Here is a 22,493-nt window from a genome sequence, read left to right as displayed (position 1 = left end):
GGCAACCGGGCGGCCCCCGGTCGCCATCTAGGGGGCATGGAGAGCACGGGGGCCGAGGCGACGACGATCGACCGGGGGAGGGTCGCGGTGACGCACGAGCGGGACTTCCCGGCGTACTTCAGCGCGACCTGGCCGCGGATGTACCGCACGGCCCTGGCGATCGCCGGCGACCCGGGCGGGGCCGAGGACGCCTGCCAGGCCGCCTTCGCCAAGGCGTACGCCGCGTGGTCGCGCGTGTGCGCCGCCGAGCACCCGGACGCCTACGTGCGGCGCATGGTCGTCAACGAGGTGCTCGGCACCCGACGCTCGGCCTGGTGGCGTCGCGAGCGCCCGCACGCCGACGTCGGCGAGCCCCCGCCCCAGCCGTCCTTCGAGGACGGCGTGGCCGACCGGAGCAGCCTGTGGGACGCCGTGGCGTCCCTGCCGCCCCGGCAGCGGGCCGTGATCGTGCTGCGCTATTACGAGGACCTCAGCGAGGAGCAGATCGCCGCGGCGCTCGGGTGCTCGCGCGGGACCGTGAAGTCCCAGGCGTCCGCCGCCCTCGGCAACCTGCGCCGCACCACCGGCGCGGCCCTCGACGCCCTCGACGGATCCGACGAAGGAGAGCTCGCATGAGCACCGACCTGCGAGACGCCCTCGCCGACCGCCTCGACACCGTGACCGCGCCGCCCGGGGACCTGGTGGGCGTCATGCGCGACGGGCGCCGCATCCGCACCCGTCGCCGGGCCGCGGTCGCCGGCGTTGTCGCGGCCACGCTCGCCGTCGGCGGGCTGGCCGTCACGCAGCTCATGGGTCCGTCCGACACCCGGGCCGGCGAGGGCCAGGTGGCCACCGATCCCGTCGTGCGCGCGGCGGACGGGCTGCGGGCCTACTTCGACCCCGGCGGCGACCTCCGGTACGGCGGGCTGACCGTCCCGTCCTCGCGCTTCGCGGGCCTCGACACCGATGCGGCCGCGACTCCAGCGGGCGTCGTGTACTACCACGAAGGTCGCCCGGTGCTCCTGGACCTCGACGGGAACACCATGACGATCGAGGGAGCGGGGGACACACGCCGGGACTGGCATCCGACGGCCAAGGCCGACTCCACCTCGTCGGAGGCCGCTGTCGCCATCCTGAGCGACGGCGAGCCTCGGATCCTCGTCCTCGACACCGGGACCCGGGAGGTCATCGGCATGATCGACGTCGTCTGTGGGGGCTGTGACGTCGTCATCGATGCCTTCGACGACGGCGCCGTGTTCTTCCGCGACGGCACTGGCACCAAGGTGTGGGACCTCGACGGCGACTTCACCCGCCCGTTCGCCGGCCCGGGGACGTCGATCGCCGACGTGCGCAACGGCGTCGTGCTCTACGACGGCGCCGTGCCGGAGCCCGAGCCGGGCGTCGGCCAGCGCGACTACACCTTCGTCCGCGGGGCGATCGACTCTCAGCTCACCCACGACGGGGCCCACGTGCTCGCGTGGTCGAGCACCCTGGAGCCCACCGGAGCGGGGTCCGCCGAGCCGCTGCAGCTGTCGGTCACCGAGCGCGACAGTGCGTCGCAGTGGACCGTCGACACCGACGGCTCCATCCTGGTGGCGTCCCGTGCCGGCAGCGCCACGATCGTCAGCGACTGCGACCCGGTCACCGGGGCGTGCGAGCGCATCGACGTGCTCGAGGTGACGGGCGGCGACCTGGGTTTCCTCGGCAACGACATGTGAGTTCGGGGATGGCGCGATCGTCCGCGCCGGCCCTGCCCTCAGGTCTATGCTCCCCACCATGATGACCAGGGGGATGGTCGTGGCGGGTGTGCTGGTCGCATCAGCGCTCACGACGACGCACGTTGCACAGGCGGCGGCGGTGCGGGACCCGCAGGGGCCGTGCTTCTCGAACGACAGCGACGGCTTCGACCGGGTCGTGGTCAAGCGCAAGCCCGTCCGGACCGCGTCGGGGAAGCGGGTGGCCGACGTGCGCGTCGTGGCCGGCCACTACTACGCCAACAGCTCGGGTGGGGCGGAGGGTACGGGCGAGTACTGGTGCGTCGACCTCCTCCCGGCCCGGGAGCTTGCTCGCCGCAACCCGAAGATCACGGGGACGTTCACCCGGTTCGGGCAGGACCAGGAGGTCATCCACCGCGGGTTCGAGGACTACCTCTACTGGACGGGATCGTCGCCGTCGATGACCAGCGACGGTCTCGCCGTCGACATCCGGATCGAGGGTCGACGCCTCAGCGCCCACCGCCTGGTGCGCGCCACCTTCCCGGAGCTCCCGCCGCTCGACTGACGAGCAGCGGCGACGGACACGACCCAGCGCATAGGGTCGGCGCCGTGAGCCTGCTCCTCCAGACCCCGCGCGCCCGGATCTCCCGCATCACCCGCCGCCTGACGGGTGCCGAGAGCCCGCTCTTCGGGGCGACGGTGATGGTCACGGGCGCGTCCTCCGGCATCGGCGAGGCGACGGCGTACGTCGCGGCGCGACGTGGGGCGCACGTGCTGCTGGTCGCGCGCCGCGCCGACGAGCTGGAGCGGGTGCGGGCGGCGATCGTGGCCGACGGTGGCCGCGCCACGACGTACCCCGTGGACCTCACCGACGGCGAGGCGATCGACGCGCTGGTGGAGCAGGTGCTGGAGAACCACAGCGCCGTCGACTACCTCGTCAACAACGCCGGACGCTCGATCCGCCGCTCGCTGGAGCTGTCGCACGACCGTTTCCACGACTTCGAGCGGATGATGGCGGTCAACTACTTCGGACCGGTCCGGCTGACGATGGGGCTGCTGCCGGCCATGCGCGCGCAGCGGTTCGGCCACGTGCTCAACGTCGTCACCTGGGGCAACCAGGTCAAGGCGCCGAAGTTCGCGGCGTACATCGCCGCCAAGAGCGCGCTGGACGTCTTCGGCCGGATCATGGGCCGCGAGGCGTGGTTCGACAACGTCACCTGCACCACCATGCGGGTCGCGCTGGTCGCGACACCGATGATCGGCCCGACCGAGGCGTACGCCGGTCGCCGGGCCGAGTCGCCCGAGCACTGCGCCGAGCGGCTCGTCCGCGCGCTGGAGGATCGGCCCGTCACGGTCGACGGCCTGGTGGGCTCGGTCGCCGAGGTCCTCAACCTGGTGGCACCCCGGCTCTCCGACTACCTCGCCGCCGAGGTGTCGCGGCGGATCCCCGACTCGGCCGCGGCCCGGGGGGAGGCCCCGGACAACCCGCGACAGGCGACGCGGCGGAGCGCATCCTGAGGGCGTGAACCCGGCCCGGTGCGCCGGGCGCGCGGGTGGGCCTGTCCCGTTGAGTGTGCGCAGGTGCACCACCCGGGCCGGGACAACGGTGCCGCTGCGCACACCCGGGCACAGTCGTCGAGCGTCAGCTGGCCTTCTTGGCCGCGGCCCGCTTCGCAGGCGCCTTCTTCGCGGTCTTCTTGGCTGTCGCCTTCTTGGCCGGCGCCTTCTTCGCGGGGGACTTCTTCGCGGTCGTCTTCCGGGCCGGCTTCTCGTCCCCGGAATCGGCCTCGGCCTCGGACTCGGACTCTGAGTCGGTGTCGGAGTCGGCCGGCGCCTCGCCACGGGCCGTCTTGGCGGCGGCCACCGACTTCTGCAGGGCCGCGAGCAGGTCGACCACCTCCCCGGAGGTCTTGGTGGACTTCTCGGTGCGCCTGACCTCGCCGCCCTCGATCTTGGCCTTGACCAGCGCCTCGACGGCACCGGCGTAGTCGTCCTCGAACTCGGAGGCGTCGAAGTCGCCGGCCAGGGTCTCGACGAGCATGTGGGCCATCTTGACCTCGGTGTCCTTGACGTCACCGACCTCCACGTCGAAGTCGGGCACCCGGACCTCGTCGGGCCACATCATCGTCTGGAGCACTATGACGTCGCCGCGCTCGGTCTGTCGCACGCGGAGCACCGCGACCGACGTCCGCTGGCGCAGCGCGACGGTGACCACGGCCATCCGGTCGGCGTCCTTGAGTGCCTGGCGCAGCAGGGCGTAGGGCTTGGCGCCGGACTTCTCCGGCTCGAGGTAGTAGGACTTCTCGAAGAGCAGCGGGTCGATCTGGTCGCTGGGCACGAACTTCTCGACCGCGATCTCGCGCGAGGACGTCGCCGGCAGCTCGGCCATGTCGTCGTCGCTGAGGATGACCATCTCGCCGTCCTCGGTCTCGTAGCCCTTGGCGATGTCGGAGTAGGGCACCTCCTCGCCGTCGAGCGAGCACACGCGCTGGTACTTGATGCGGCCGCCGTCCTGGGCGTGCACCTGCCGGAAGGACACGTCATGGGACTCGGTGGCGGCGTACAGCTTGACCGGCACGCTCACCAGCCCGAAGGACACGGCGCCCTTCCAGATCGCGCGCATGGGACCACCTCTCGTCGACGTGCAGTCCCACCAGTATCAGGGGTGACGTGCCCGTCGTCACCTGTGCGGCGCTCCGGACCGCCCCGACGGGTGGCACACTGCCGCCATGGCTCCCGCGCCGCGCCCGATGCTCGCCACCAAGGCGGACCGCGTGCCGAGCGGGGAGGGCTGGTCGCACGAGGTCAAGTGGGACGGGGTGCGGATCCTCTCCGACGTGCGCGCCGGCGCCGACGGACGGGCGCGGCTGTTCACCCGCAACGGCAACGACGCCTCGATCGCGTGGCCGGACGTCCACGACAGCCCGCTGGGCGACCGGGACCTGCTGGTCGACGGGGAGGTCATCGGGCTCAACGCCGACGGGCTGCCCGACTTCTCGGTCATCCAGGAGCGCATGCACGTCCGCTCCGCGACCACCGCGGCCCAGCTCGCCGAGCGGATCCCCGCGACGTACATGGTCTTCGACCTGCTGCGCCTCGACGGCGAGGACCTCACCGAGCGGCCGCTGTCCGAGCGCCGCGCGCTGCTCGAGGGCCTCGGGCTGTCGGGGACGTGGCAGGTGCCTGAGTCGTACGACGACGGCGCGATGCTCTTCGACGCCACGCTCCAGCAGGGGCTCGAGGGCGTGGTGAGCAAGCGGCTGTCCTCGCGCTACACGTTCGGCGCGCGCAGCCCCCACTGGGTCAAGCTCGCGCACCGGCACCGGTTCTCCTACGTCGTGGCCGGCTGGCGGCCGCAGGAGGGCACCAGCGACCGGCTGGCCGCGCTGCTGGTGGGGGAGCCGACGCCGGACGGGCTGATGTACCGCGGGCGCGTGGGCAGCGGCATCGGCGGCGCCGCGAGCCGGCTGCTGACCGGGCTGCTCGCCGACGCCGGACGCGAGGACAGCGCCTTCGCCGACGAGGTGCCGCGGGTCGACGCGACGGGCACTCACTGGGTCGAGCCGCGCGTCGTGGTCGACGTCGACACCCACAGCCGTACGCCGGGCAGGCGCTTGCGCCAGCCGTCGTACCGGGGGGTCCGCAGCGACCTCGCCCCCGAGGACCTCATCCCCGAGGACCCGGCGTGACGGCGCCGATGACGCCTGTGGGCGGGCGCTGATGGGCGAGCTCCAGGTCGACGTCGAGGGCCGCACCCTGACGATCAGCAACCTCGACAAGGTGCTCTACCCGCGCACCGGCACCACCAAGGGCGAGGTCCTCAACTACTACGCGACGGTCTCGGGGGTGCTGCTCCCGCACCTGCGCGACCGGGCGGTGACCCGGATCCGCTGGCCGCACGGTGTCGACGGCAACAGCTTCTTCGAGAAGAACAAGCCCGCCGGCACGCCGTCGTGGGTGCGCACGGCCAGCGTGCCGACGACCGGCAGCCGTGCGCAGTCCGATCGCGACACCCTCGACTTCCCGATCTGCGACGACCTGGCGACCCTCACCTGGCTGGCCAACCTCGCCGCGCTCGAGCTGCACGTCCACCAGTGGACGGTCACGAAGGCCGGCCGGCCGCGCAGGCCCGACCGGCTCGTCATCGACCTCGACCCGGGGGAGCCCGCGGGACTGCACGAGTGCGCGCAGGTGGCCCTGATGGTGCGCGAGGCCCTCGCCGAGCGGGACCTGGAGTGCAGCCCGGTCACGAGCGGCAGCAAGGGCCTGCACCTGTACGCCGCCCTGCCGCAGGGCCGCGGGGGCCCGGACAGCGACGGCACCACCGCCCTGGCCAAGGAGGTGGCCGAGGAGCTCCAGGCCGCCCACCCGGCACTGGTGACCGCGGCGATGACCAAGGCCAAGCGGCCGGGCAAGGTCTTCCTCGACTGGTCGCAGAACTCGGGCTCCAAGACCACGGTCTCGCCGTACTCCCTGCGCGGCCGCGCGCTGCCGACGGTCGCCACCCCAATCACCTGGGACGAGGTGGAGGCGGGGGCCGAGGACCCGGTCGGACTGGACCAGTTCCGCTTCGAGGAGGTCCTGGAACGGGTCCGCGACCACGGTGACCTGTTCCTCCCCTGAGCCGCGCCTCCGACCCGCCCCTGGGGCGGCTGGGACTGCTGTTACCGAACGGTGGAGCAGATGTGTCGGCGGCGTGGGGCCGCGGTGGGAGCGGCGTGATGGCCCCGAAACTACGTTGGTCCCGTCGACCTGGTCGACACCAAGACAACCGTGGTGGGTTGGGACCGCCCGGCCGACGGACCCCCTTCGTCGGTCGGGCATCCACCGCCCGCGGTTGCCCACGACGACATCCCCTCCGGGGCCGAGGACAGCAGCCATGCAGAGTGTCGAGCTCGACAAGCCCTTCGCAACTATGCTCGCGGACATGGCACAGGTACTCGTCGTCGAGGACGAAGAAGACATCGCGTTCCCGCTCGTCCGCACGCTCGAGCGTGAGGGATACGGCGTCACCTGGGTTCCCAGCGGCCGGGAGGCGCTCGCGCACCTCGCCGACCACCCCGCCGACATCATGATCCTCGACCTCGGCCTGCCCGACATGGACGGCCTGGACGTGTGCCGGGCGGCCCGCGACGGCGGCTTCGAGGGCGGCATCATGATCGTCACCGCCCGGGCCGGCGAGCTCGACCGCGTGGTCGGCCTCGACTTCGGCGCCGACGACTACCTGTCCAAGCCCTTCGGCCTCGCCGAGCTCCAGGCCAGGGTCCGCGCGCTGCTGCGCCGCAGCCAGGCCAACGCCGCCCCGGCCGAGGAGAAGGCGCTCGACCCGTCGGCGCTGCGTATCGACACCGACGCGCGCCGCGTGATGCTGGCCGACGCCGAGGTCGCGCTGACCGCCAAGGAGTTCGACGTCCTCGCCCTCCTCGCCGCGCACCGCGACAAGGTCGTGCCCCGCGAGCAGCTGATGAGCGAGGTGTGGGACGAGAACTGGTTCGGCTCGACCAAGACGCTCGACGTCACCATCGGCCGACTGCGCAACAAGCTCGAGGAGGCCGGTTCCTCCGACCGCGTCATCGCCATCCGGGGCGTGGGCTTCCGCCTCGAGGGCGGGGACTGACCATGCGTGAGAGGCTCACTCTCGCCTTCGTGGGCCTCGCACTGGTGATCGTCGTCGTCTTCGGGGTGGTGCGTGCGATCACCCTGGGAGACGTCGTCCACTCGACGCAGACCGACGACCTGCGCCAGCAGGCGCTCGTGGTCGGCCGGGTCGTCGAGACGCTCGAGCAGTCCGACCAGCCGGTCGACGAGGCCGCGCTCGCGGGGCTGGTGTCCCCGCACGTCCGGGCGCTCGTCGAGCGGTCCGGTGCCGCGGAGCTGGTCGTCGACGGCGCCGGGTACGACGACGCCGCCGCGGACGTGCGCGCGTCCAGCGCCGTCGGCGACACCACCGTCACCCTCGTCCAGGACGCCACCGTCGCCGACGAGATCGTGAGCCGCACCCGCGGTCCGCTGCTCGCGCTCATGGCGGGGCTGGTCGTGCTGGCCGGGATCATCGGCCTGGCCCTGGCCACCGCGCTGTCGCGACCGTTCAAGGACCTCGCCGAGTCCGCCGCCGCGCTGGGCCGTGGCCGCTTCGACATCGAGCCACCGCGCTCGCGGATCCCCGAGGTCGTCTCGATCTCCGAGTCGCTGCGCGCCAGCTCCGAGCGGCTGCAGAAGTCGCTGCGTCGGGACCGGGACTTCTTCCACCACGCCTCGCACGTGCTGCGCACCCCGCTCACCGGCATGCGGCTCGAGCTCGAGGAGCTGAGCCTGCGCCCGGACCTCGACGAGGACGTCCGGCGTACCACCGCGCGCTGCGTCACCGACGTCGAGCGCCTCGACTGCACGATCGCCGAGCTCCTCGAGTTCGCGCGCGGCCGCGCGCTGGTCGAGGGGGCGGAGGTCAGCCTGCTCGCCCTCGGCTCGCACATCGCCCAGCGCTGGCGCGGGCTGCTGCCCGAGGCCCGCGAGGTCAAGGCGTTCGTGGACAGCGGACCCGACATGCTGCTGACGCCCGGTCCCGTCGAGCAGCTGCTCGACAGCGTGCTGCGCGACGTGAGGGAGTCGGGCAGCGGGCCGGTGATGATCCGTTTCGCCGGCCAGGACGAGCACGTCAAGGTCACCGTCAGCTCCGGCCCGAGCAACGCGTACGCCGGGTCGTCCGGCGCCGTCGTCCTCGCTGCCGAGCCGCGGACCAACGCCGACGTGGCGCGCACGATCACCGAGGTGCTCGGTGGCCGCTACACCGGCGACGCCACGGTCGACCAGCTCGAGATCCTGCTCCCGCGCCGCTGATCGCGCAGCCCGCCCCGCCCCGGCCCCGTGGGTAGTTGGGGACGATCTGGCGGGTCGGGATGCCGATCCGCCCACGACTTCGTCCCAAACTACGTCGCTGGGGCGTGGTCGCCGGGGCCCGTTCAGTCGACCGCCGCGGCCTCGCGCAGGGCGTCGAGCTCGGCCTCGAAGAACGACACCAGCTGTTCGGGGGACGGCACCGCGGCGGCGTCGACCTTGAAGCCGATGCGGACCGTGTTCGCATAGCTGAGGATGCACACGCCGAGCGTCTGACCGCCCGAGCCCGGCACCCAGCCCAGAATCCCGGCGACCTCGACGCCGGCGAGGTAGCGCGGCTCCGGGGGACCGGCGACGTTGGTGGTGACGCCGATGGCCTTGCCGGCGAAGAAGTCGACCAGGGGCTTGTCGATGGCGTGCAGGTGACCGATGCCCTCGGCCACGGCGGAGGTGATGAAGACCTCCGGCGAGTTCTTGATGTGCTCCATGCGGGCATGGACCTCGTCGAGCCGCTGGCGCACCGACATCGGGGCCGTGGGCAGGTGGAGCATGACCAGCGCGAACTTGTTGCCCAGGTGCCGCGGGAGCGGCTCGCCCGGGCGCCTGACGTTGACCGGCACCATCGTCGTCAGGTGGTCGACCGACTCGTCGAAGGTGTCGAGGTAGCGTGCCAGCGCCCCCGAGAGCGCGGCGATGAGCACGTCGTTGACCGTGGTCCCCGTGGCGCGGCCGATCGCCTTCACGTCGGCGAGCGGCTGCGGGCGCGACCAGGTCAGCAGCTTGTCGACGCCGGGCTCGTGGCTGAGGAGGGTGGCCGGCAGCACGTCGAGCAGCAGCTTGCGGGTGACCGCCAGCGACTTGAACGCCGTCACCGGGATCGCCGTCGTCAGGCTCAGGCTGCTGCGCAGCAGCCCGGTGGCGGTCGTGACGAGCCCCCGGTTCTCGGGCCGGGTGGCGGGCGAGGGGCGCGGGTCGGGCGTCTCCGGTGCGGGATCGGTCAGTGACAGCATCACCTGGGCGAGGGCCATGCCGTCGGCCATGGCGTGGTGCAGGCGCGAGAACAGCACCGACCCCTCGCCGTACCCGTCGATGACCCACGCCTCCCACAGCGGCCGGTTGCGGTCGAAGGGCAGGCTGACCCGCTTCTCGAGGAAGGCGCGCAGCTGGCGCTCACCGCCGGGCCGGCGCAGCCGGGCGTGGTGCAGGTGCCGGGACAGGTCGAAGTCCGGGTCGTCCTCCCACGCCGGGAGGTCCCACGGACGGGTCGCCTCGACGGGGCGCTGGCGGAAGACCGGGTAGCGGTCGACCAGCCGTTCCTGGACCGTCTCGCGCATCCGGTCCCAGTCGAGCGGCTGGGTCGTCCACATGATCCCGTCGATCACCATCAGGTGGTTGGGCCGGTCGGCGTGCAGCCACATGGCGTCGGCGCCGCCCATGGTCCGCCGGGTCGCCGTGGTCACGACGCCGCTCCCTCGTCACGGGCGGCCAGGGCGAGCGCGCGGATGCGGGCGACGTCCTCGGGGGTGTGGACACCGTTGACGCCGGAGATGGTGGCCAGCTTCATGCCGTGCTTGAGCCCGAGGCGGTAGATCTCCTTGACCTTCTCCCACTCGATGTTGCGACCGACGGTGAAGCTCTCGAAGCGCCCCTCGAGGGCCAGGACCACCGTCTCGGCGAGGCAGGCGTACGCGACGTTCTTGGGCAGCCCGATGTCGCGCATCTGTACGTCGCCGGGCAGCTCGATCTCGCCGGACTCGATCACCAGCACGTCGGGTCGCCTGGCGACGTCCTCGGCGGAGAGGTCGAGCGGGCGGGCCACGTCGGTGATCACGCAGCCGGGCTTGACGGCCATGATGTCGAGGACCCGCTTGCCGGCCCCCGAGGTGGCGGTGACGATCAGGTCCATCTGGGGCAGCGCCTCGTCGGGCGTGGCCGCGATGTGCACCTCGACACCCGGGTGCTCCTCCTCGAGGACGGCCTTGAGCGCCAGAAGCTTGGCGGACTCCGGCGACACCAGCCAGAGCCGGGCCTCGGCGACCGCGAGGAGCCGGGCGCAGACGGACCCGATGGCCCCGGTGGCGCCCACGACCATCGCGTTGCCGCGCAGGGTGCCGTCGGCGTCGACCTCGGCGAGGCCGAGCTGGCGCAGGGCGTCGTGGGCGGCCCAGAGCGCCCCCGAGGCGCTGTAGCTGTTGCCGGTCGTCACCGGCAGCGGGGCCTGGCGCGCGACGGTCACGCCGGCGTCGCCCACGACCTTGGTGAAGGCGCCCAGCCCGATGATCTGCGCCCCCAGCCTGCGAGCGGTCTCGGCGGCCGCGAGGAGTCGTCGGTAGGTGAACTCGGGGCTGTGCGACATCATCTCGTGGGGGGTGCCCCCGACGCTGATGAGCCAGCCCTCGGCCTCCGCGCCGGTGGGTGACCTAATGCCGGTGACGTGGCTGTAGGTGAAGGGCGGGCTGTAGGCCACGGCCTTCTCGACGAGGTCCATGACGGGCCGGGGAGCGAGCCGCGAGACGGTCCGCAGGGGCTCGACGCGGCGCAGGTACTCCTGGGACAGCGGGTGGATGACGAACGCGAAGCGGCTGCGGCGCCTCGGCCCGTTGGGCCGGAGCATCCGCGGCTCCAGGCCGGAGGCGACGATCATGTCCAGCAGGTCGTCGTGGGTGAGGGTGCTGCCCTCGTGCACCGAGGCGGTCATCAGCGCCTCCAGGGTGGCCGCGTTGACCGTCAGCCCGTCGAACGGCTGGGGGGTCACGTCGACGACCAGGTCGACGCCGCGGTCACCGAGGTCGGCCAGGCGCTCCGGGGAGATCGAGGTGGTGATCACGGTCTTGCCCGCGAGGTCGTCGAGCCCGAAGCCGGTCAGCTCGTCGTACGTCGCGACCAGGACGTCGCACTCGCGCGCCGCCCGCCTCGCCAGCGCGCGTGCGGCCCGGTGGCCGGGTGCGGTGAGCTGCGACCTCATCCCGTCGGGGACCAGCCGCAGGGACCAGCTGGTGGCGCCGGCGACGGCGTCGGCGGCGAGCCCCAGCGCCCGGGTGACGTGCAGGGGGTCGGGCAGGACGTCGGGCAGCTCCGGTCGCGGCAGCAGGTCGGCGTACTGGATGTTCTCGGTGTGCTCGCGCAGGATGCGGGCCGTGCGGTCGTGGTGGTGTCCGCCGAGGACGATGGTCCGGGCGTTGGTGAAGTAGCCCGGCATCTCGGTCTGCACGCGGCGTACCGCCCATTCCTGGAGGACGCCGAGGAGCTCGGCCCCGTCGGTGGCCCGGGTCGTCCCCGCCTCCGCCATGATGCGTCGGCGGGCCCGCACCTCGCTGCCGTGCTGGCCCGCGTGCGCCTCGCGGACGCCCGTGACGGCGAGGGCCGAGGCCCGGGGTCCCCACTCGCGGACGAGGTCGCAGGCGAGGTCGACGTCGCCCCCGGTGCCGCGGCGTACGAGGCGGAACGTCGTCCCGAGGAAGGTGACCTCGGTGTCGTGGTCCCACTCCGGGCCCATCAGGCTGACGTTGACGACCACGGGCGTGCTCGCTGTCATGTCGCGTCCCCTCGTCGTCGCTGCATCAGGCCATCGCCGCGGAGTCGAGCTCGGGGTGCTCGACCATGAAGTCGAGGAGCCGGGCGGAGTAGTCCGCGAAGCGCGGGCAGGCCACGCCGGTGGCCGCGAGGTCGGTCGTCGCCCACGTCGTGTCGTAGGTGGTGGGGGAGGCGAAGTAGTCGAGCGCCTCGACCGGCAGGCCCATCAGCCGCTCGACCAGGGGCAGGGAGACCGCCGCCCGGGTCAGCGACAGCGGCAGCGGCACCCAGACGACCCGCCTGCCGAGACGGCCGGCGACCGCGTCGACGAGCTCGCGCACGGTCGGCGGGTCCGGGTCGGTGAGCGCGTAGGTCCGGCCCAGCGACGCGTCGAGCACCGACAGCCGGTCCATGGCGTCGACCACGAAGTCGCGGGGCGCCAGGCAGAAGCGCACCCGGTCCGGGTCGCCCACCGCCGGTACGACGGCGAGCGGCAGCTGGCGGCGCAGGAAGGTGGCCAGGAAGTAGGGGCCGTCGTACTTCTGGGTCTCGCCGGTGCGCGAGTCGCCCACCACGATGCCGGGCCGGTAGACGGTGGCGGGCAGGCCGTCGTCCATCGCGGCGCGCACCAGCCGCTCGGCGTCGTGCTTGGTGGCCTCGTAGTGGTTGCGGAACTCCTGGCCGAGCTCGAGGTCGTCCTCGCGGAACTCGCCGTCGTAGCGCCCGCTGACGTAGCAGGTGCTGACGTGGTGGAGCCGCTCGAGCGCCGGGAGGTCGCGGCACAGCTCGAGCATCCGCTCGGTGCCGCCGACGTTGACCCGGCGCGCCACCTCCTCGGCCACCGCGAGGTCGTAGACGGCCGCCAGGTGCCACACCTCGGTGATGTCGTCGAGCAGGCGTGTGTCCGCAGCGGTGAGACCCAGCCCGGGGGCGGTGATGTCGCCGACGACCAGCCGGACCCGGCCCACTACGTGCGGCTCGGCGGCCTCGATCGCGGCCAGCCGCTGGCGGGCCGCCGGCAGGTGGCGGGCCTGCACGAGGCAGACCGCGTGCGCGTCCGGGCGTCGGGCCAGGAGCCGCCCCAGCAGGGCGGAGCCCAGGAAGCCGGGGAACCCGGTCATCAGCAGTGCGCTCATCGCGCGACCCACCTCTCATCGTCGCGCGTCCAGCCTCGCAGCGGCGGTGGGGAGGGCACAGTGCCGAACGTCCCGATCGGGGACCGACCTACGGCCGCCCGCCGGAGGACAGCGCGTCCAGGCCGTCCAGGACGCGGGTGAGGCCGAAGTCCCACGCGTGTGACGGGCTGCCGGGGCCGCCCAGGGCCTCGCCGGCCGCGGCGCCCACGCGCCGGGCCAGGGGGTGGTCGTCGCCGAGGTAGGTGGCGAGCCGCGGTCCCCACTCGGGCCAGTGCTCGGCCATCTCGCCCGCCCGCGGCTGGGGTCGCAGCGCCCGGGCGCTCGCCCGCACGAAGTCCAGGACGAAGGTCAGGGCGGCGTCGCGGTCGGTGTCCTCGAGCCCGAGGGCCTCCAGCGCCTCCAGCTCGTGGTCGTACTTGGCGATGGTGCCGGGACCGAGGGCGCTGCGGTCGTCGACGACGTCGAGCAGCCACGGGTGCTGTTGGATCAGCGCGAGGTTGGCCTCCGCCACGCGGCGTACGCGGGACCGCCAGCCGGCCCGTCCGTGGGGGATCCGCTCCATGCGCAGGTGCGCCGCGTCGACCATGAGGACCAGCAGGTCGTCGCGGCTGTTGACGTGCGTGTAGACCGACATCGTCGAGACGCCGAGGTCGGCGGCGAGGTGCCGGACGGTGACGCCGGCCAGCCCGTCGGCGTCGGCCAGGCGGAGGGCCGCGTCCAGCACCGACCCGGTCGTGACCCGGGCCCGGGGGCCGCGTCGGCCACCGGTCGGTGCGTCCGGGTGGTCACGCCAGAGGAGGTCGATCAGGGGGAGCGGCATGGTCGCCTCCATGGTCGGGAACAAACCTATAACAGTGTACGTTGTACGGCGTACTCGATAACGACAGGAGTTCACCATGCACATCACCTCCACCGCCATCTCCCTCAACGTCGCCGACGTCGAGGCGTCGGCCGCCTTCGCCGCGTGGCTCGGCTTCACCGAGGCGATGGCCGCCGACGGCTTCGTCTCGCTGGAGCACCCGAGCGCCGGGGTCAACGTGGTCTTCCTGCGCACGGGGCTGTCGACGTTCAAGCCGGCCGAGATCGCCGGGAACGCGGGCCAGGGGACGCTGCTGGCCTTCGTCGTCGACGACCTCGACGCCGAGTTCGCGCGGATCGCCGCGAGCGGCGCCCGGGTCGTCACGCCGCCCGAGACCGAGCCGTGGGGCGAGCGGTACTGCCAGTTCGCCGACCCCAACGGCCTGGTCTGGCAGCTCGTCCAGTGGGTGACGCCGCCGGCGTGAGGGGGCGCGGGCAACGCGTGCACCCCGTCGCGGCGCGTCGAATGTCCGAGTTCTCCTGCGGCGTCCGTCGGGTCGGGAAAGGATGCGGGGCGCCGACCGATCCCGGCCCACCACTCGTCGCAAGGACTGCTCAGTGAAGCTGCTCGCCCCCGTCGCGCTGACGACCGAACGTCGACGCGGCACGAGTCGCGGACCGAGCACGACGAGGCACCGGCGTCTGCTCGCGCTGGTGGCCGCCGCGGTCGTCGCCGCGACGCTGACCGCGATCCCCAGCCATGCGGGCGACACCGGCATCACCGCCCGGGCCGTCAGTGTGCGCGCCGCGAAGCTGAGCGTGAGCGCCCCGCGGAAGGTCGAGCCCGGCGACCGGTTCAAGGTCACCGGTCGGGTCCGTACCGGCGTCCGGCGGCCCGTGAAGCTCATCGACCGCCGCACCCGCAAGGTCGCGTCCACACGCACCTCCAACAAGGGCGCCTTCAGGCTGACCGCGACCGCCGGACCGGTCGACGAGCTCCAGAGGTTCACGGTCGTCGCGCCGAAGTACCGACGGCTGAAGGCGGTGAAGAAGTCCTTCAGCGTCGACGTCGTGGCTCCGCTCCCCGAGCAGCCGCCGCCGCCGCCGGCGCCGAGCACGACCGTCATCACCCCCACCGAGGTGCCGACCGCTGTGCCGACCGAGGCTCCTACGACGGCGCCCACGGTCACTCCCACCGGGACGCCGACCAGCGAGCCGACGATCACGCCGACCGGCGAGCCCACGGTCACTTCCACCGGGACGCCGACCAGCGAGCCGACGATCACGCCGACCGGCGAGCCCACGGTCACTCCCACCGCGACGCCGACCAGCGAGCCGACCGTCACGCCTACCCAGACGCCGACCGAGACGCCGACCGAGACCTCGGCGGGTGACGGGCTGGACAGCGCTTGGACCGGCACCCGGATCGTCGCCGGCACCGGCCAGAGCGTGCAGATCACCGGGACGGTCACCGGCACCGACGTCGCCGGACGCGACGTGGTCGTCGAGCAGCTCTACGCCGACGGCTGGCACGAGGTCGCTCGCACGACCACGAGCACCACGGGCACCTTCAGCTCCCTCATCGTGGGCGACTGGATCTTCGAGGCGCCGGCCCGCGTCCGCGCCCCGGCCACGGCGTCCGCCCCGAACGCGTCCTCCGGCGTCGTCGCAACCTCGTCCGTCCCCGCCTGGACCCCCCTCGGCCCCCCTGCGGCGTGGACGGAGATCTCGAGCACCGGCCGGTGGCGCTGGGACCCGTGCGACACGATCACCTACCGCACCAATTTCGACCTCGCGCCGGCCGGAGCACGCGAGGCCGTGGACGAGGCGCTGGCCGACATCGCCCTCGCCACCGGCCTGCGTTTCGTCTACCTGGGCGACACCGACGGCTTCCCGCTGCCGGAGGCCGGCGTGCCTGCCGTCGAGGCCGACGCCGAGCTGGCGATCGCCTTCGCCCCCGATCACATGACCACCGCCGACCTGTCAGGTGCGGTCGTCGGCCGCGGCGGCTTCTCCCAGGGCGAGCGCGGCTCCGACGCCGTCGGGCCGGTCATCGAGGGGACCTCCGGGATCCTCATCGTCGACACCGAGTGGAGCCCCAGCCACGAGGCCCTCGTCGACGTCACCCGCCACGAGCTCGGCCACGCCGTCGGCTTGGGCCACTCCTCCGACACCGACCAGGTCATGTACCCCTCGCTGCTCGGCTGGGACGACTGGGGAGCCGGCGACCTGTCCGGTCTGGCCACCAAGGGCCGTGCCGGTGGCTGCATCACCATCGACGCGCCCCCGCCGTACCCCGGCGCGGCCCGCACCACCGTGGTCGGCCGGACGTTGCCCTGACGGGTCCACCGTCGCGCTGCCGTCGCTGACGGCCGCGTTCGTCGTGCTCCGCCCCGGGCGGGTCTCGTCTGCTCGGTGTGGGTTGTCCACAGGCTTTGCCTTCGCCGGTGTGTGAGACCTCCGCGCGTGGGTAGGTTGGCGCGCAGAAACCCACTCGGGACGGGGGACTCGGATGACTGTGACGCGGCAGGACTCGCACGGCGAGCTCGTCGAGCTGCTCGACGGGCAGGTGCGCGAGCAGGTGCGTGCGGACGGCGTCGACCCCCAGCGCGACGCCGGGCTCGTGCGCCGCATCGCGCAGGACGTCGTACGCCGCCACGACGAGCGCAGCCTCACCGGAGCCGTGGTCCCGGTCGCCGATCCCGACAAGGTCGTGGGCGAGCTGATCGCCCGGGTGTCGGGCTTCGGGCCGCTGCAGCCGTTCCTCGACGACCCCGAGGTCGAGGAGATCTGGATCAACGACCCGAGCCGGGTCTTCATCGCCCGGCGCGGTCGCCACGAGCTCACCAACCTGATGCTCAGCGCGGCCCAGGTCCACGAGCTGGTCGAGCGGATGCTCAAGTCCAGCGGTCGGCGCATCGACCTCAGCCAGCCGTTCGTGGACGCCATGCTGCCCGAGGGCCACCGCCTGCATGTCGTGCTCGAAGGCATCAGCCGCGGGTTCTCGGCGGTCAACATCCGCAAGTTTGTGGTGCGCGCGAGCCGGATGTCCGACCTCGTGGAGCTCGGCAGCCTGTCGGCGCAGGCGGCGGCCTTCCTCGACGCCTCGATCCGCGCGGGGCTCAACATCCTGGTCGCCGGCGGCACCCAGGCGGGCAAGACGACCTTCCTCAACTGCCTGGCCGCTGCGATCCCCGGCGGCGACCGGGTGATCTCGGCCGAGGAGGTCTTCGAGCTGCGCTTCAACCATCCCGACTGGGTGCCGATGCAGACCCGTCAGGCCGGGCTGGAGGGCACCGGTGAGATCGCGCTGCGCGACCTGGTGAAGGAGGCGCTGCGGATGCGGCCGAGCCGGGTGATCGTGGGTGAGGTGCGCGCCGAGGAGTGCCTCGACCTGCTGCTCGCGCTCAACGCCGGACTGCCCGGGATGTGCACCCTGCACGCCAACAGCGCACGCGAGGCCCTGGTGAAGATGTGCACCCTGCCGCTGCTGGCCGGGGAGAACATCTCGGGCCGATTCGTGGTCCCGACCGTGGCCAGCTCGGTCGACCTGGTCGTCCACCTCGGCATCGACGAGCACGGCGTACGCCGCGTCAACGAGATCGTCTCCGTCCCCGGGCGGGTGGAGAACGACATCATCGAGACCGAGCCGCTCTTCGAGCGCAGCGACGGGGAGCTGCGCCGGGCGGCCGGCACCCCGACCCGGCTCGAGCGGTTCCACCGCATCGGGATCGACGTGCACCAGATCCTGGCGGGCGGCCGCTGATGGGCGCGCTCGTCGGGCTCGGCGTCGGGGTCGGGCTGCTGCTCGTCTGGTCGGCCTTCTACCTCCCCCGCACACCGCGGCCCCCGCGACCGGGCGGCACCCGGGCCGAGCAGCTGCTCGCCCGCGCCGGGCTGGGGGACGTGTCGGTCACCAGCCTCGCGCTGCTCTGCGTCGTGCTGGCCACCGTCGCGTTCGTGGTCATCCAGGCGGTCTCGCGCACCGTCCCGGTCGCGGTGGTCTTCGCCCTGATGGCGGGGTGGGCGCCGGTCCTGGTGCTGCGCCAGCGTGCCGCCCGACGGCAGCGCGAGTTCGCCGAGGTGTGGCCCGACGCCGTCGACAACCTCGCCAGCGCCGTGCGCGCCGGGATGTCGCTGCCCGACGCCCTCGGCGCGCTGGGCACCAACGGCCCCGAGGCCCTGCGGGACGCCTTCGAGGCATTCGCCCTCGACTACCAGGTGACGGGGCGCTTCCACGACTCGCTCGACCTCCTCAAGGCACGGCTGGCCGACCCGGTCGGCGACCGGGTCGTCGAGGGCCTGCGCATCGCCCGCGAGGTCGGCGGTGGCGAGCTCGGCCGGCTGCTGCGCAACCTGTCGGGCTACCTGCGCGACGAGGCCCGCACCCGCTCCGAGCTCGAGTCGCGCCAGGCCTGGACGGTCAACGGCGCCCGTCTGGCCGTCTCCGCGCCGTGGGTCGTGCTGCTGCTGATGTCCTTCCAGACCGGTTCGGTCCAGGCGTTCTCGTCGCCGGCCGGGGTGCTTGTCCTCGCCGTGGGTGCCGCCCTGTGCGTGGTGGCCTACCGCGTGATGGTGCGCATCGGCCGGCTGCCCGTCGAGAGGCGGATCCTGGCGTGACCCTGACCATGTGGGGAGCCGTCCTCGGGGCGGTGGCCGCCGGCGGGGTGCTGCTGGTGGTCGTCCGGCTCCTGGCCATCCGACGCCCGCAGCTCGCGCTGCGCGTCACTCCGTACGTCCGGGACCTGCCGCAGGTCGGTCGCACCCCGGCGCTCAAGGTGGCCTCCTCGTCACCGACGGTGGCCGCCGCCGGGATCTTCGGGCCGTTCCTGCGCTCGGCCGCCGACGGCGTCGAGCGGGTGCTGGGTGGTGAGGCGTCCGTACGCCGCCGCCTGGTGCGGGCGGGCCTCGACAAGTCCGTCCACGAGTTCCGCGTCGAGCAGGTCATGTGGGGGCTCGGCGGTTTCGCGCTCTGCGCCGCCTGGCAGCTGCTCCGGTCCGTCACCGGCGGGGTCAACCCGGTGGCCGCCCTCGGGCTGTGCCTGTTCGGCTTCGCCGCCGGGGTGCTGCTGCGCGACAACCGGCTCTCGGCCCGGGCCACCGAGCGGGAGCGGCGGATGGTCCTGGAGTTCCCCGCCCTCGCCGAGATGCTGGCCCTGGCCGTCGCCGCGGGGGAGAGCCCGGTGGCCGCGCTCGACCGCGTCGTACGCCGCAGTGGCGGCGAGCTGTCCGCCGAGCTCGGCCGGGTCCTGGCCCGGATCCGCACCGGGACCCCCGTCGGGACCGCCTTCGAGCAGCTGGCGGCCTCCACCGGCGTGCCGATGGTGGCCCGCTTCGCCACCGGCATCGCGGTGTCCATCGAGCGGGGGACCCCGCTGGCCGACGTGCTGCACGCCCAGGCGGGCGACGTGCGCGAGGCAGGCCGGCGGGCGCTCATCGAGACCGCGGCGCGCAAGGAGGTCTTCATGATGGCGCCGGTCGTCTTCCTCGTGCTGCCCGTGACCGTCCTGTTCGCCTTCTTCCCCGGCGCCCTCGGGCTGCGCCTCGTCGTGCCCTGACCGCTGCCTCGACCGACCCATCCATCCATGCACCCACGGGGGTACTCATGCACACACCACTGACCGAGCTGCTGCTCCGGCTGCACCTCTTCGCCGCGGCCCCGCGGCGCGACGAACGCGGCGACGTGCCGGGCTGGGTGATGGTCACCGTGATGACCATCGGCCTGGCCATCGCGATCTTCACCTTCGCCGAGGAGCCGCTCAAGAACCTGCTGAGCGCGGCGTTCGGCCAGGTCAAGTAGGACCCGTGCGTCCCGTCCGGCACCGTGGGGAGCGCGGCTCGGCCGTGGTGGATTTCGTCATGCTCCTCGTGGTGCTGCTGCCGCTGTTCATCGGGCTGCTCCAGCTCGCCCTCGTGCTGCACGTGCGCAACACCCTGTCCTCGGCGGCTGCCGAGGGGGCCCGGTCGGCTGCGGTGGCCGGCGCCACGCCGCAGGACGGCGTCGACACGGCCCGCGAGCAGATCGTCGGCGCCCTCTCCCCGGAGTACGCGCAGGCGATCCGCGTCGAGCCGGTCGCCATCGGCGGGGCGCCGGCGTACGAGCTCACGATCGACGCACGCGTCCCCACCCTGGGCCTCGGCGGGATCGCGATCGAGTTCTCGGTGAGCGGCAACGCCGTGCGCGAGGAGGCATCGTGAGACGCGCGCGGGACGAGCGGGGCAGCGCCCTGGTCGAGTTCTGCTGGGTGGGGCTGGTGCTCTTCATCCCGCTCACCTGGATCGTCCTCTCGGTCTTCGAGGTGCAGCGCGGTGCCTTCGCCGTCAACGGGGCCGCCCGCGCCGCAGCGCGCGCCTACGCGCTGGCGCCCGACGACGCGACGGGGGAGGCCCGCGCCCGGGCGGTGGCGACCCGGACGCTCGACGACCAGGGCAGCGAGGGGATGGTCGCCGACGTCAGCGTCACCTGCGGCGGGCTGCCCAGCTGCCACACCGGCACCGCCGTCATCACGGTGGTGATCCGCTCGCGCGTCGAGATGCCGCTGCTGCCCGAGGTCCTGGCCCCCGAGCGCCGCAGCTTCGCCCTTGAGGCGCAGCACACGGTGCCGATCGGCCAGTACGTCGAGGCGGGGGAGGAGCCGTGAGGCGCGACGAGCAGGGCTCGGCGATCCCGTTGATCGTGGGCCTCGCCGGGGTGCTGGTCCTGGCCATCGCGGTGGTCGTCAACGCCTCTTCCGCCTTCATGCAGCGCCAGTCGCTGGACACCCTCGCCGACGGCGCCGCGCTCTACGGCGCCGACATCGGCTCCGCCGGGGTGTACGCCGAGGGGTTGCCCGCCGAGCGACTCCTCCAGGAGGAGCGGGCCGTGCGGGTCGCGGTCCACGACTACCTGCGCCGGGTCGGGGCCTACGACACCTACGGGGACATCGCCGTCGTCGCCCGTGTCGATCCCGCCGCCCGCGCGGTGACCGTGGTCCTCAGCGCGCCGGTGGACCTCCCGCTCACCGTCCCGGGGACCCCGAGCAGCCCCACTGTCTCGGCCACCGGCCGCGCGGCGGTGACGATCGAGCCCGCCGGGTGAGGGTCCTCCCCCCGTCGCGCCTCACCAATCGTGGCGACATCGCAAGCATTTCCACGCGATGCCTCGCGCAGAGGCGGACGGTCGTGGCGGCAGCGGATCCTCGTCGCGCGACGAGGGGCGTGTCAGGACGTCGTCACGAAGGAGTGGACATGAGGCATGTCTCGGAGACCCATCTGCCCACACCCGCCACGGACCGCGGCCTTGTCCGGACCGTGGTGACGGCCGCCGTCGCGTTGTGCGGTGTTCCTCACCGGGTCGGCGTCCCCGGCGTCGGCCGCGACGAGACAGTCCGGCGTCTCCGCTGTGTGGCAGTACACGGACGGCTGCGTCGACACCTTCATCAGCCTGCAGTCCCGGACCAGTGGAGGCACGCCCACCACGTACTTCTTCCTCGACCAGGAGCAGACCTGCGACGACCCGAACTCGGTGTCGCCCGTCCTCAGCCTCGAGGGTTCGACGACGGGTGGGACGCTGCAGACGTCGTCGAGCTTCATGGCACACCTGGTCACGACGGTTCCGGTCACCTGCTACGCGTACGAGACCGGCGCCTGCGACCAGGAGCCCTACAACGCGGGCTCGGTGTCGCTCGACCTGTCCTGGAGCACGTCAGGCAAGCTCCTCCGCACTCGCGAGGACGGCAGCACGTGCTTCTACCGCTACGGCACCGCGACGGGATCCATCCTGCTCGGTGGCGTGAACCTCCTGAGCGCCGGCGGCACGACCCGTCCTGCCGACACCTCGGAGACCAACGTGCGCAGGTGCGTCGGATAGCGCGCTGGCGGAGCGAGCCGATCAGGTGCCGGTCGTCCCTATCGGGATGCTCGCGACCACCTGCACCTCGGCGTCGGCGGCGCCGAACCCGAGCCGCGCCAAGGTGAGCTCCCCGACCTCCCACGGCTCCCCGCTGAAGCCCTCCAGGCCCTCGACCAGGACGGCGAGGGCCTCGTCGCTGACCGCCTCGTCCAGCGTGGACACCGGCACCTGCGGGGCGAAGGAGCGGCGGTCCAGCATGAAGCCGGCCTTGCGCGCCGACTCGGTGACCTCCCGGAACAGACCACGCAGGCCGCCGACGTCGCCCCCGAGGGACAGGTGGAGCAGCTCGTCCTGCCCGCCCATCTGAGCCTCGCCGGTGACGTGGATGGTGAGCGGGTGCCAGCCGAGGGCGTCGTGCTCGAGGGTGGCCCGCAGCCGGGCCGCAGCCTCCGGCTCGACGTACCCGAAGCGCGTCACCTGCAGGGTCATCCGCCCCACCGGGAGCGGCGTGAGGCCGGCGCTCGCGACCGGCGCGTCCGCGGGACGCGAGCGTCCCCACGCCCGGCGCTTGGCCGCCGGGGCGGGGGCGTCCATGCGGGCGCCGATGTCGGCGAGCAGGCGCGCGACCTCCTCCCGCTGCTCGAGCGGGGGGACGATGACTGCACTCAGGTACACGACTGCCTTCCT

At 73.0% G+C, this 22,493-nt stretch carries 25 protein-coding genes; 18 read left to right on the top strand and 7 right to left on the bottom strand.

Annotated elements, in window-relative coordinates; all coding sequences use genetic code 11:
* Positions 1-36 precede the first annotated feature (36 nt).
* Genes ASG94_RS04525 through ASG94_RS04515 form a run of 4 tightly spaced genes read left to right on the top strand, consistent with a single transcriptional unit; the run spans position 37 to position 3,212 of the window.
* Positions 37-615, top strand: a complete 579-nt coding sequence (locus ASG94_RS04525; protein ID WP_082623921.1) for a SigE family RNA polymerase sigma factor — start codon at positions 37-39, stop codon at positions 613-615.
* The gene (locus tag ASG94_RS04520) at positions 612-1,697 is read left to right on the top strand and encodes a hypothetical protein (RefSeq protein WP_056925178.1); all 1,086 of its coding nucleotides are present in this window, start codon (positions 612-614) and stop codon (positions 1,695-1,697) included. The genes ASG94_RS04525 and ASG94_RS04520 overlap by 4 nt, the downstream gene beginning before the upstream one ends.
* Positions 1,698-1,755: 58 nt before the next feature.
* Positions 1,756-2,259, top strand: coding sequence for a hypothetical protein (locus ASG94_RS21240; RefSeq protein WP_156411416.1), 504 nt, complete (start codon positions 1,756-1,758; stop codon positions 2,257-2,259).
* Between the two features lie 44 nt (positions 2,260-2,303).
* Positions 2,304-3,212 (top strand): SDR family NAD(P)-dependent oxidoreductase, encoded by a 909-nt coding sequence (locus ASG94_RS04515; RefSeq protein WP_082623919.1) that lies wholly within the window; start codon positions 2,304-2,306, stop codon positions 3,210-3,212.
* Between the two features lie 124 nt (positions 3,213-3,336).
* Here the strand turns inward: ASG94_RS04515 and ku are convergent, their stop codons facing one another.
* Positions 3,337-4,317: a non-homologous end joining protein Ku gene (ku, locus tag ASG94_RS04510; RefSeq protein WP_056925177.1), complete on the bottom strand. Its 981-nt coding sequence runs from the start codon at positions 4,315-4,317 to the stop codon at positions 3,337-3,339.
* A gap of 106 nt (positions 4,318-4,423) precedes the next feature.
* Here ku and ligD (ASG94_RS04505) point away from each other — a divergent pair, with 106 nt between their 5' ends.
* The 4 genes from ligD (ASG94_RS04505) (at position 4,424) to ASG94_RS04490 (ending at position 8,531) form a co-directional block, all read left to right on the top strand.
* A complete protein-coding gene (gene ligD, locus ASG94_RS04505; protein WP_056925176.1) occupies positions 4,424-5,383 on the top strand; it encodes a non-homologous end-joining DNA ligase in 960 nt (319 codons plus the stop codon).
* 31 nt (positions 5,384-5,414) lie between these two features.
* Positions 5,415-6,317 (top strand): non-homologous end-joining DNA ligase, encoded by a 903-nt coding sequence (gene ligD / locus ASG94_RS04500; RefSeq protein WP_056925175.1) that lies wholly within the window; start codon positions 5,415-5,417, stop codon positions 6,315-6,317.
* Between the two features lie 304 nt (positions 6,318-6,621).
* Positions 6,622-7,311 carry a response regulator transcription factor gene (locus ASG94_RS04495; protein ID WP_056926285.1) on the top strand — a complete coding sequence of 230 codons (690 nt, stop codon included), beginning with the start codon at positions 6,622-6,624 and terminating at the stop codon, positions 7,309-7,311.
* 2 nt (positions 7,312-7,313) lie between these two features.
* Positions 7,314-8,531, top strand: coding sequence for a sensor histidine kinase (locus ASG94_RS04490; RefSeq protein WP_056925174.1), 1,218 nt, complete (start codon positions 7,314-7,316; stop codon positions 8,529-8,531).
* Between the two features lie 122 nt (positions 8,532-8,653).
* On the opposite strand, the gene ASG94_RS04485 is transcribed toward ASG94_RS04490, so the two are convergent.
* The 4 genes from ASG94_RS04485 to ASG94_RS04470 form a co-directional block, all read right to left on the bottom strand.
* The gene (locus ASG94_RS04485) at positions 8,654-9,988 is read right to left on the bottom strand and encodes a wax ester/triacylglycerol synthase family O-acyltransferase (RefSeq protein WP_056925173.1); all 1,335 of its coding nucleotides are present in this window, start codon (positions 9,986-9,988) and stop codon (positions 8,654-8,656) included.
* Complete coding sequence (locus tag ASG94_RS04480; RefSeq protein ID WP_056925172.1) at positions 9,985-12,063, bottom strand: dehydrogenase; 2,079 nt, start codon at positions 12,061-12,063, stop codon at positions 9,985-9,987. The genes ASG94_RS04485 and ASG94_RS04480 overlap by 4 nt, the downstream gene beginning before the upstream one ends.
* A gap of 25 nt (positions 12,064-12,088) precedes the next feature.
* A complete protein-coding gene (locus ASG94_RS04475; protein ID WP_056926284.1) occupies positions 12,089-13,177 on the bottom strand; it encodes an SDR family oxidoreductase in 1,089 nt (362 codons plus the stop codon).
* An 88-nt stretch (positions 13,178-13,265) separates the two neighbouring features.
* Positions 13,266-13,997 (bottom strand): TetR/AcrR family transcriptional regulator, encoded by a 732-nt coding sequence (locus ASG94_RS04470; protein WP_056926283.1) that lies wholly within the window; start codon positions 13,995-13,997, stop codon positions 13,266-13,268.
* Positions 13,998-14,073: 76 nt separating this feature from the next.
* Here ASG94_RS04470 and ASG94_RS04465 point away from each other — a divergent pair, with 76 nt between their 5' ends.
* The 9 genes from ASG94_RS04465 (at position 14,074) to ASG94_RS04425 (ending at position 21,053) form a co-directional block, all read left to right on the top strand.
* The gene (locus tag ASG94_RS04465) at positions 14,074-14,460 is read left to right on the top strand and encodes a VOC family protein (protein ID WP_056925171.1); all 387 of its coding nucleotides are present in this window, start codon (positions 14,074-14,076) and stop codon (positions 14,458-14,460) included.
* A 133-nt stretch (positions 14,461-14,593) separates the two neighbouring features.
* Entirely contained in the window at positions 14,594-16,315 is a 1,722-nt protein-coding gene (locus ASG94_RS04460; RefSeq protein ID WP_056925170.1) for a matrixin family metalloprotease, read from the top strand.
* A gap of 172 nt (positions 16,316-16,487) precedes the next feature.
* Complete coding sequence (locus ASG94_RS04455; protein WP_056925169.1) at positions 16,488-17,741, top strand: CpaF family protein; 1,254 nt, start codon at positions 16,488-16,490, stop codon at positions 17,739-17,741.
* Positions 17,741-18,595 (top strand): type II secretion system F family protein, encoded by an 855-nt coding sequence (locus ASG94_RS04450; protein WP_056925168.1) that lies wholly within the window; start codon positions 17,741-17,743, stop codon positions 18,593-18,595. Before ASG94_RS04455 ends, ASG94_RS04450 begins: the two co-directional genes overlap by 1 nt.
* On the top strand, positions 18,592-19,533 hold the full coding sequence (locus tag ASG94_RS04445; RefSeq protein WP_056925167.1) for a type II secretion system F family protein: 942 nt from the start codon (positions 18,592-18,594) through the stop codon (positions 19,531-19,533). Before ASG94_RS04450 ends, ASG94_RS04445 begins: the two co-directional genes overlap by 4 nt.
* A gap of 47 nt (positions 19,534-19,580) precedes the next feature.
* The gene (locus ASG94_RS04440) at positions 19,581-19,775 is read left to right on the top strand and encodes a hypothetical protein (RefSeq protein ID WP_056925166.1); all 195 of its coding nucleotides are present in this window, start codon (positions 19,581-19,583) and stop codon (positions 19,773-19,775) included.
* A 5-nt stretch (positions 19,776-19,780) separates the two neighbouring features.
* On the top strand, positions 19,781-20,173 hold the full coding sequence (locus ASG94_RS04435; protein WP_268788557.1) for a TadE/TadG family type IV pilus assembly protein: 393 nt from the start codon (positions 19,781-19,783) through the stop codon (positions 20,171-20,173).
* The gene (locus tag ASG94_RS04430) at positions 20,170-20,616 is read left to right on the top strand and encodes a hypothetical protein (protein ID WP_235537127.1); all 447 of its coding nucleotides are present in this window, start codon (positions 20,170-20,172) and stop codon (positions 20,614-20,616) included. Before ASG94_RS04435 ends, ASG94_RS04430 begins: the two co-directional genes overlap by 4 nt.
* Positions 20,613-21,053, top strand: a complete 441-nt coding sequence (locus ASG94_RS04425; protein ID WP_056925164.1) for a pilus assembly protein TadG-related protein — start codon at positions 20,613-20,615, stop codon at positions 21,051-21,053. The genes ASG94_RS04430 and ASG94_RS04425 overlap by 4 nt, the downstream gene beginning before the upstream one ends.
* 122 nt (positions 21,054-21,175) lie before the next feature.
* Here the strand turns inward: ASG94_RS04425 and ASG94_RS21600 are convergent, their stop codons facing one another.
* Positions 21,176-21,547, bottom strand: a complete 372-nt coding sequence (locus ASG94_RS21600; RefSeq protein WP_156411415.1) for a hypothetical protein — start codon at positions 21,545-21,547, stop codon at positions 21,176-21,178.
* Here ASG94_RS21600 and ASG94_RS21595 point away from each other — a divergent pair.
* Positions 21,546-21,824, top strand: a complete 279-nt coding sequence (locus ASG94_RS21595) for a hypothetical protein (RefSeq protein ID WP_156411414.1) — start codon at positions 21,546-21,548, stop codon at positions 21,822-21,824. The genes ASG94_RS21600 and ASG94_RS21595 overlap by 2 nt on opposite strands.
* A gap of 21 nt (positions 21,825-21,845) precedes the next feature.
* On the opposite strand, the gene ASG94_RS04415 is transcribed toward ASG94_RS21595, so the two are convergent.
* Positions 21,846-22,481 (bottom strand): 2'-5' RNA ligase family protein, encoded by a 636-nt coding sequence (locus tag ASG94_RS04415; protein WP_056925162.1) that lies wholly within the window; start codon positions 22,479-22,481, stop codon positions 21,846-21,848.
* Between the last annotated feature and the right edge of the window lie 12 nt (positions 22,482-22,493).

The sequence above is a fragment of the Nocardioides sp. Soil805 genome, from assembly GCF_001429625.1.
Classification (GTDB): domain Bacteria; phylum Actinomycetota; class Actinomycetes; order Propionibacteriales; family Nocardioidaceae; genus Nocardioides.
Note: the sequence above shows the minus strand (reverse complement) of the source record. Positions and strands in the feature narration are given on the sequence as shown.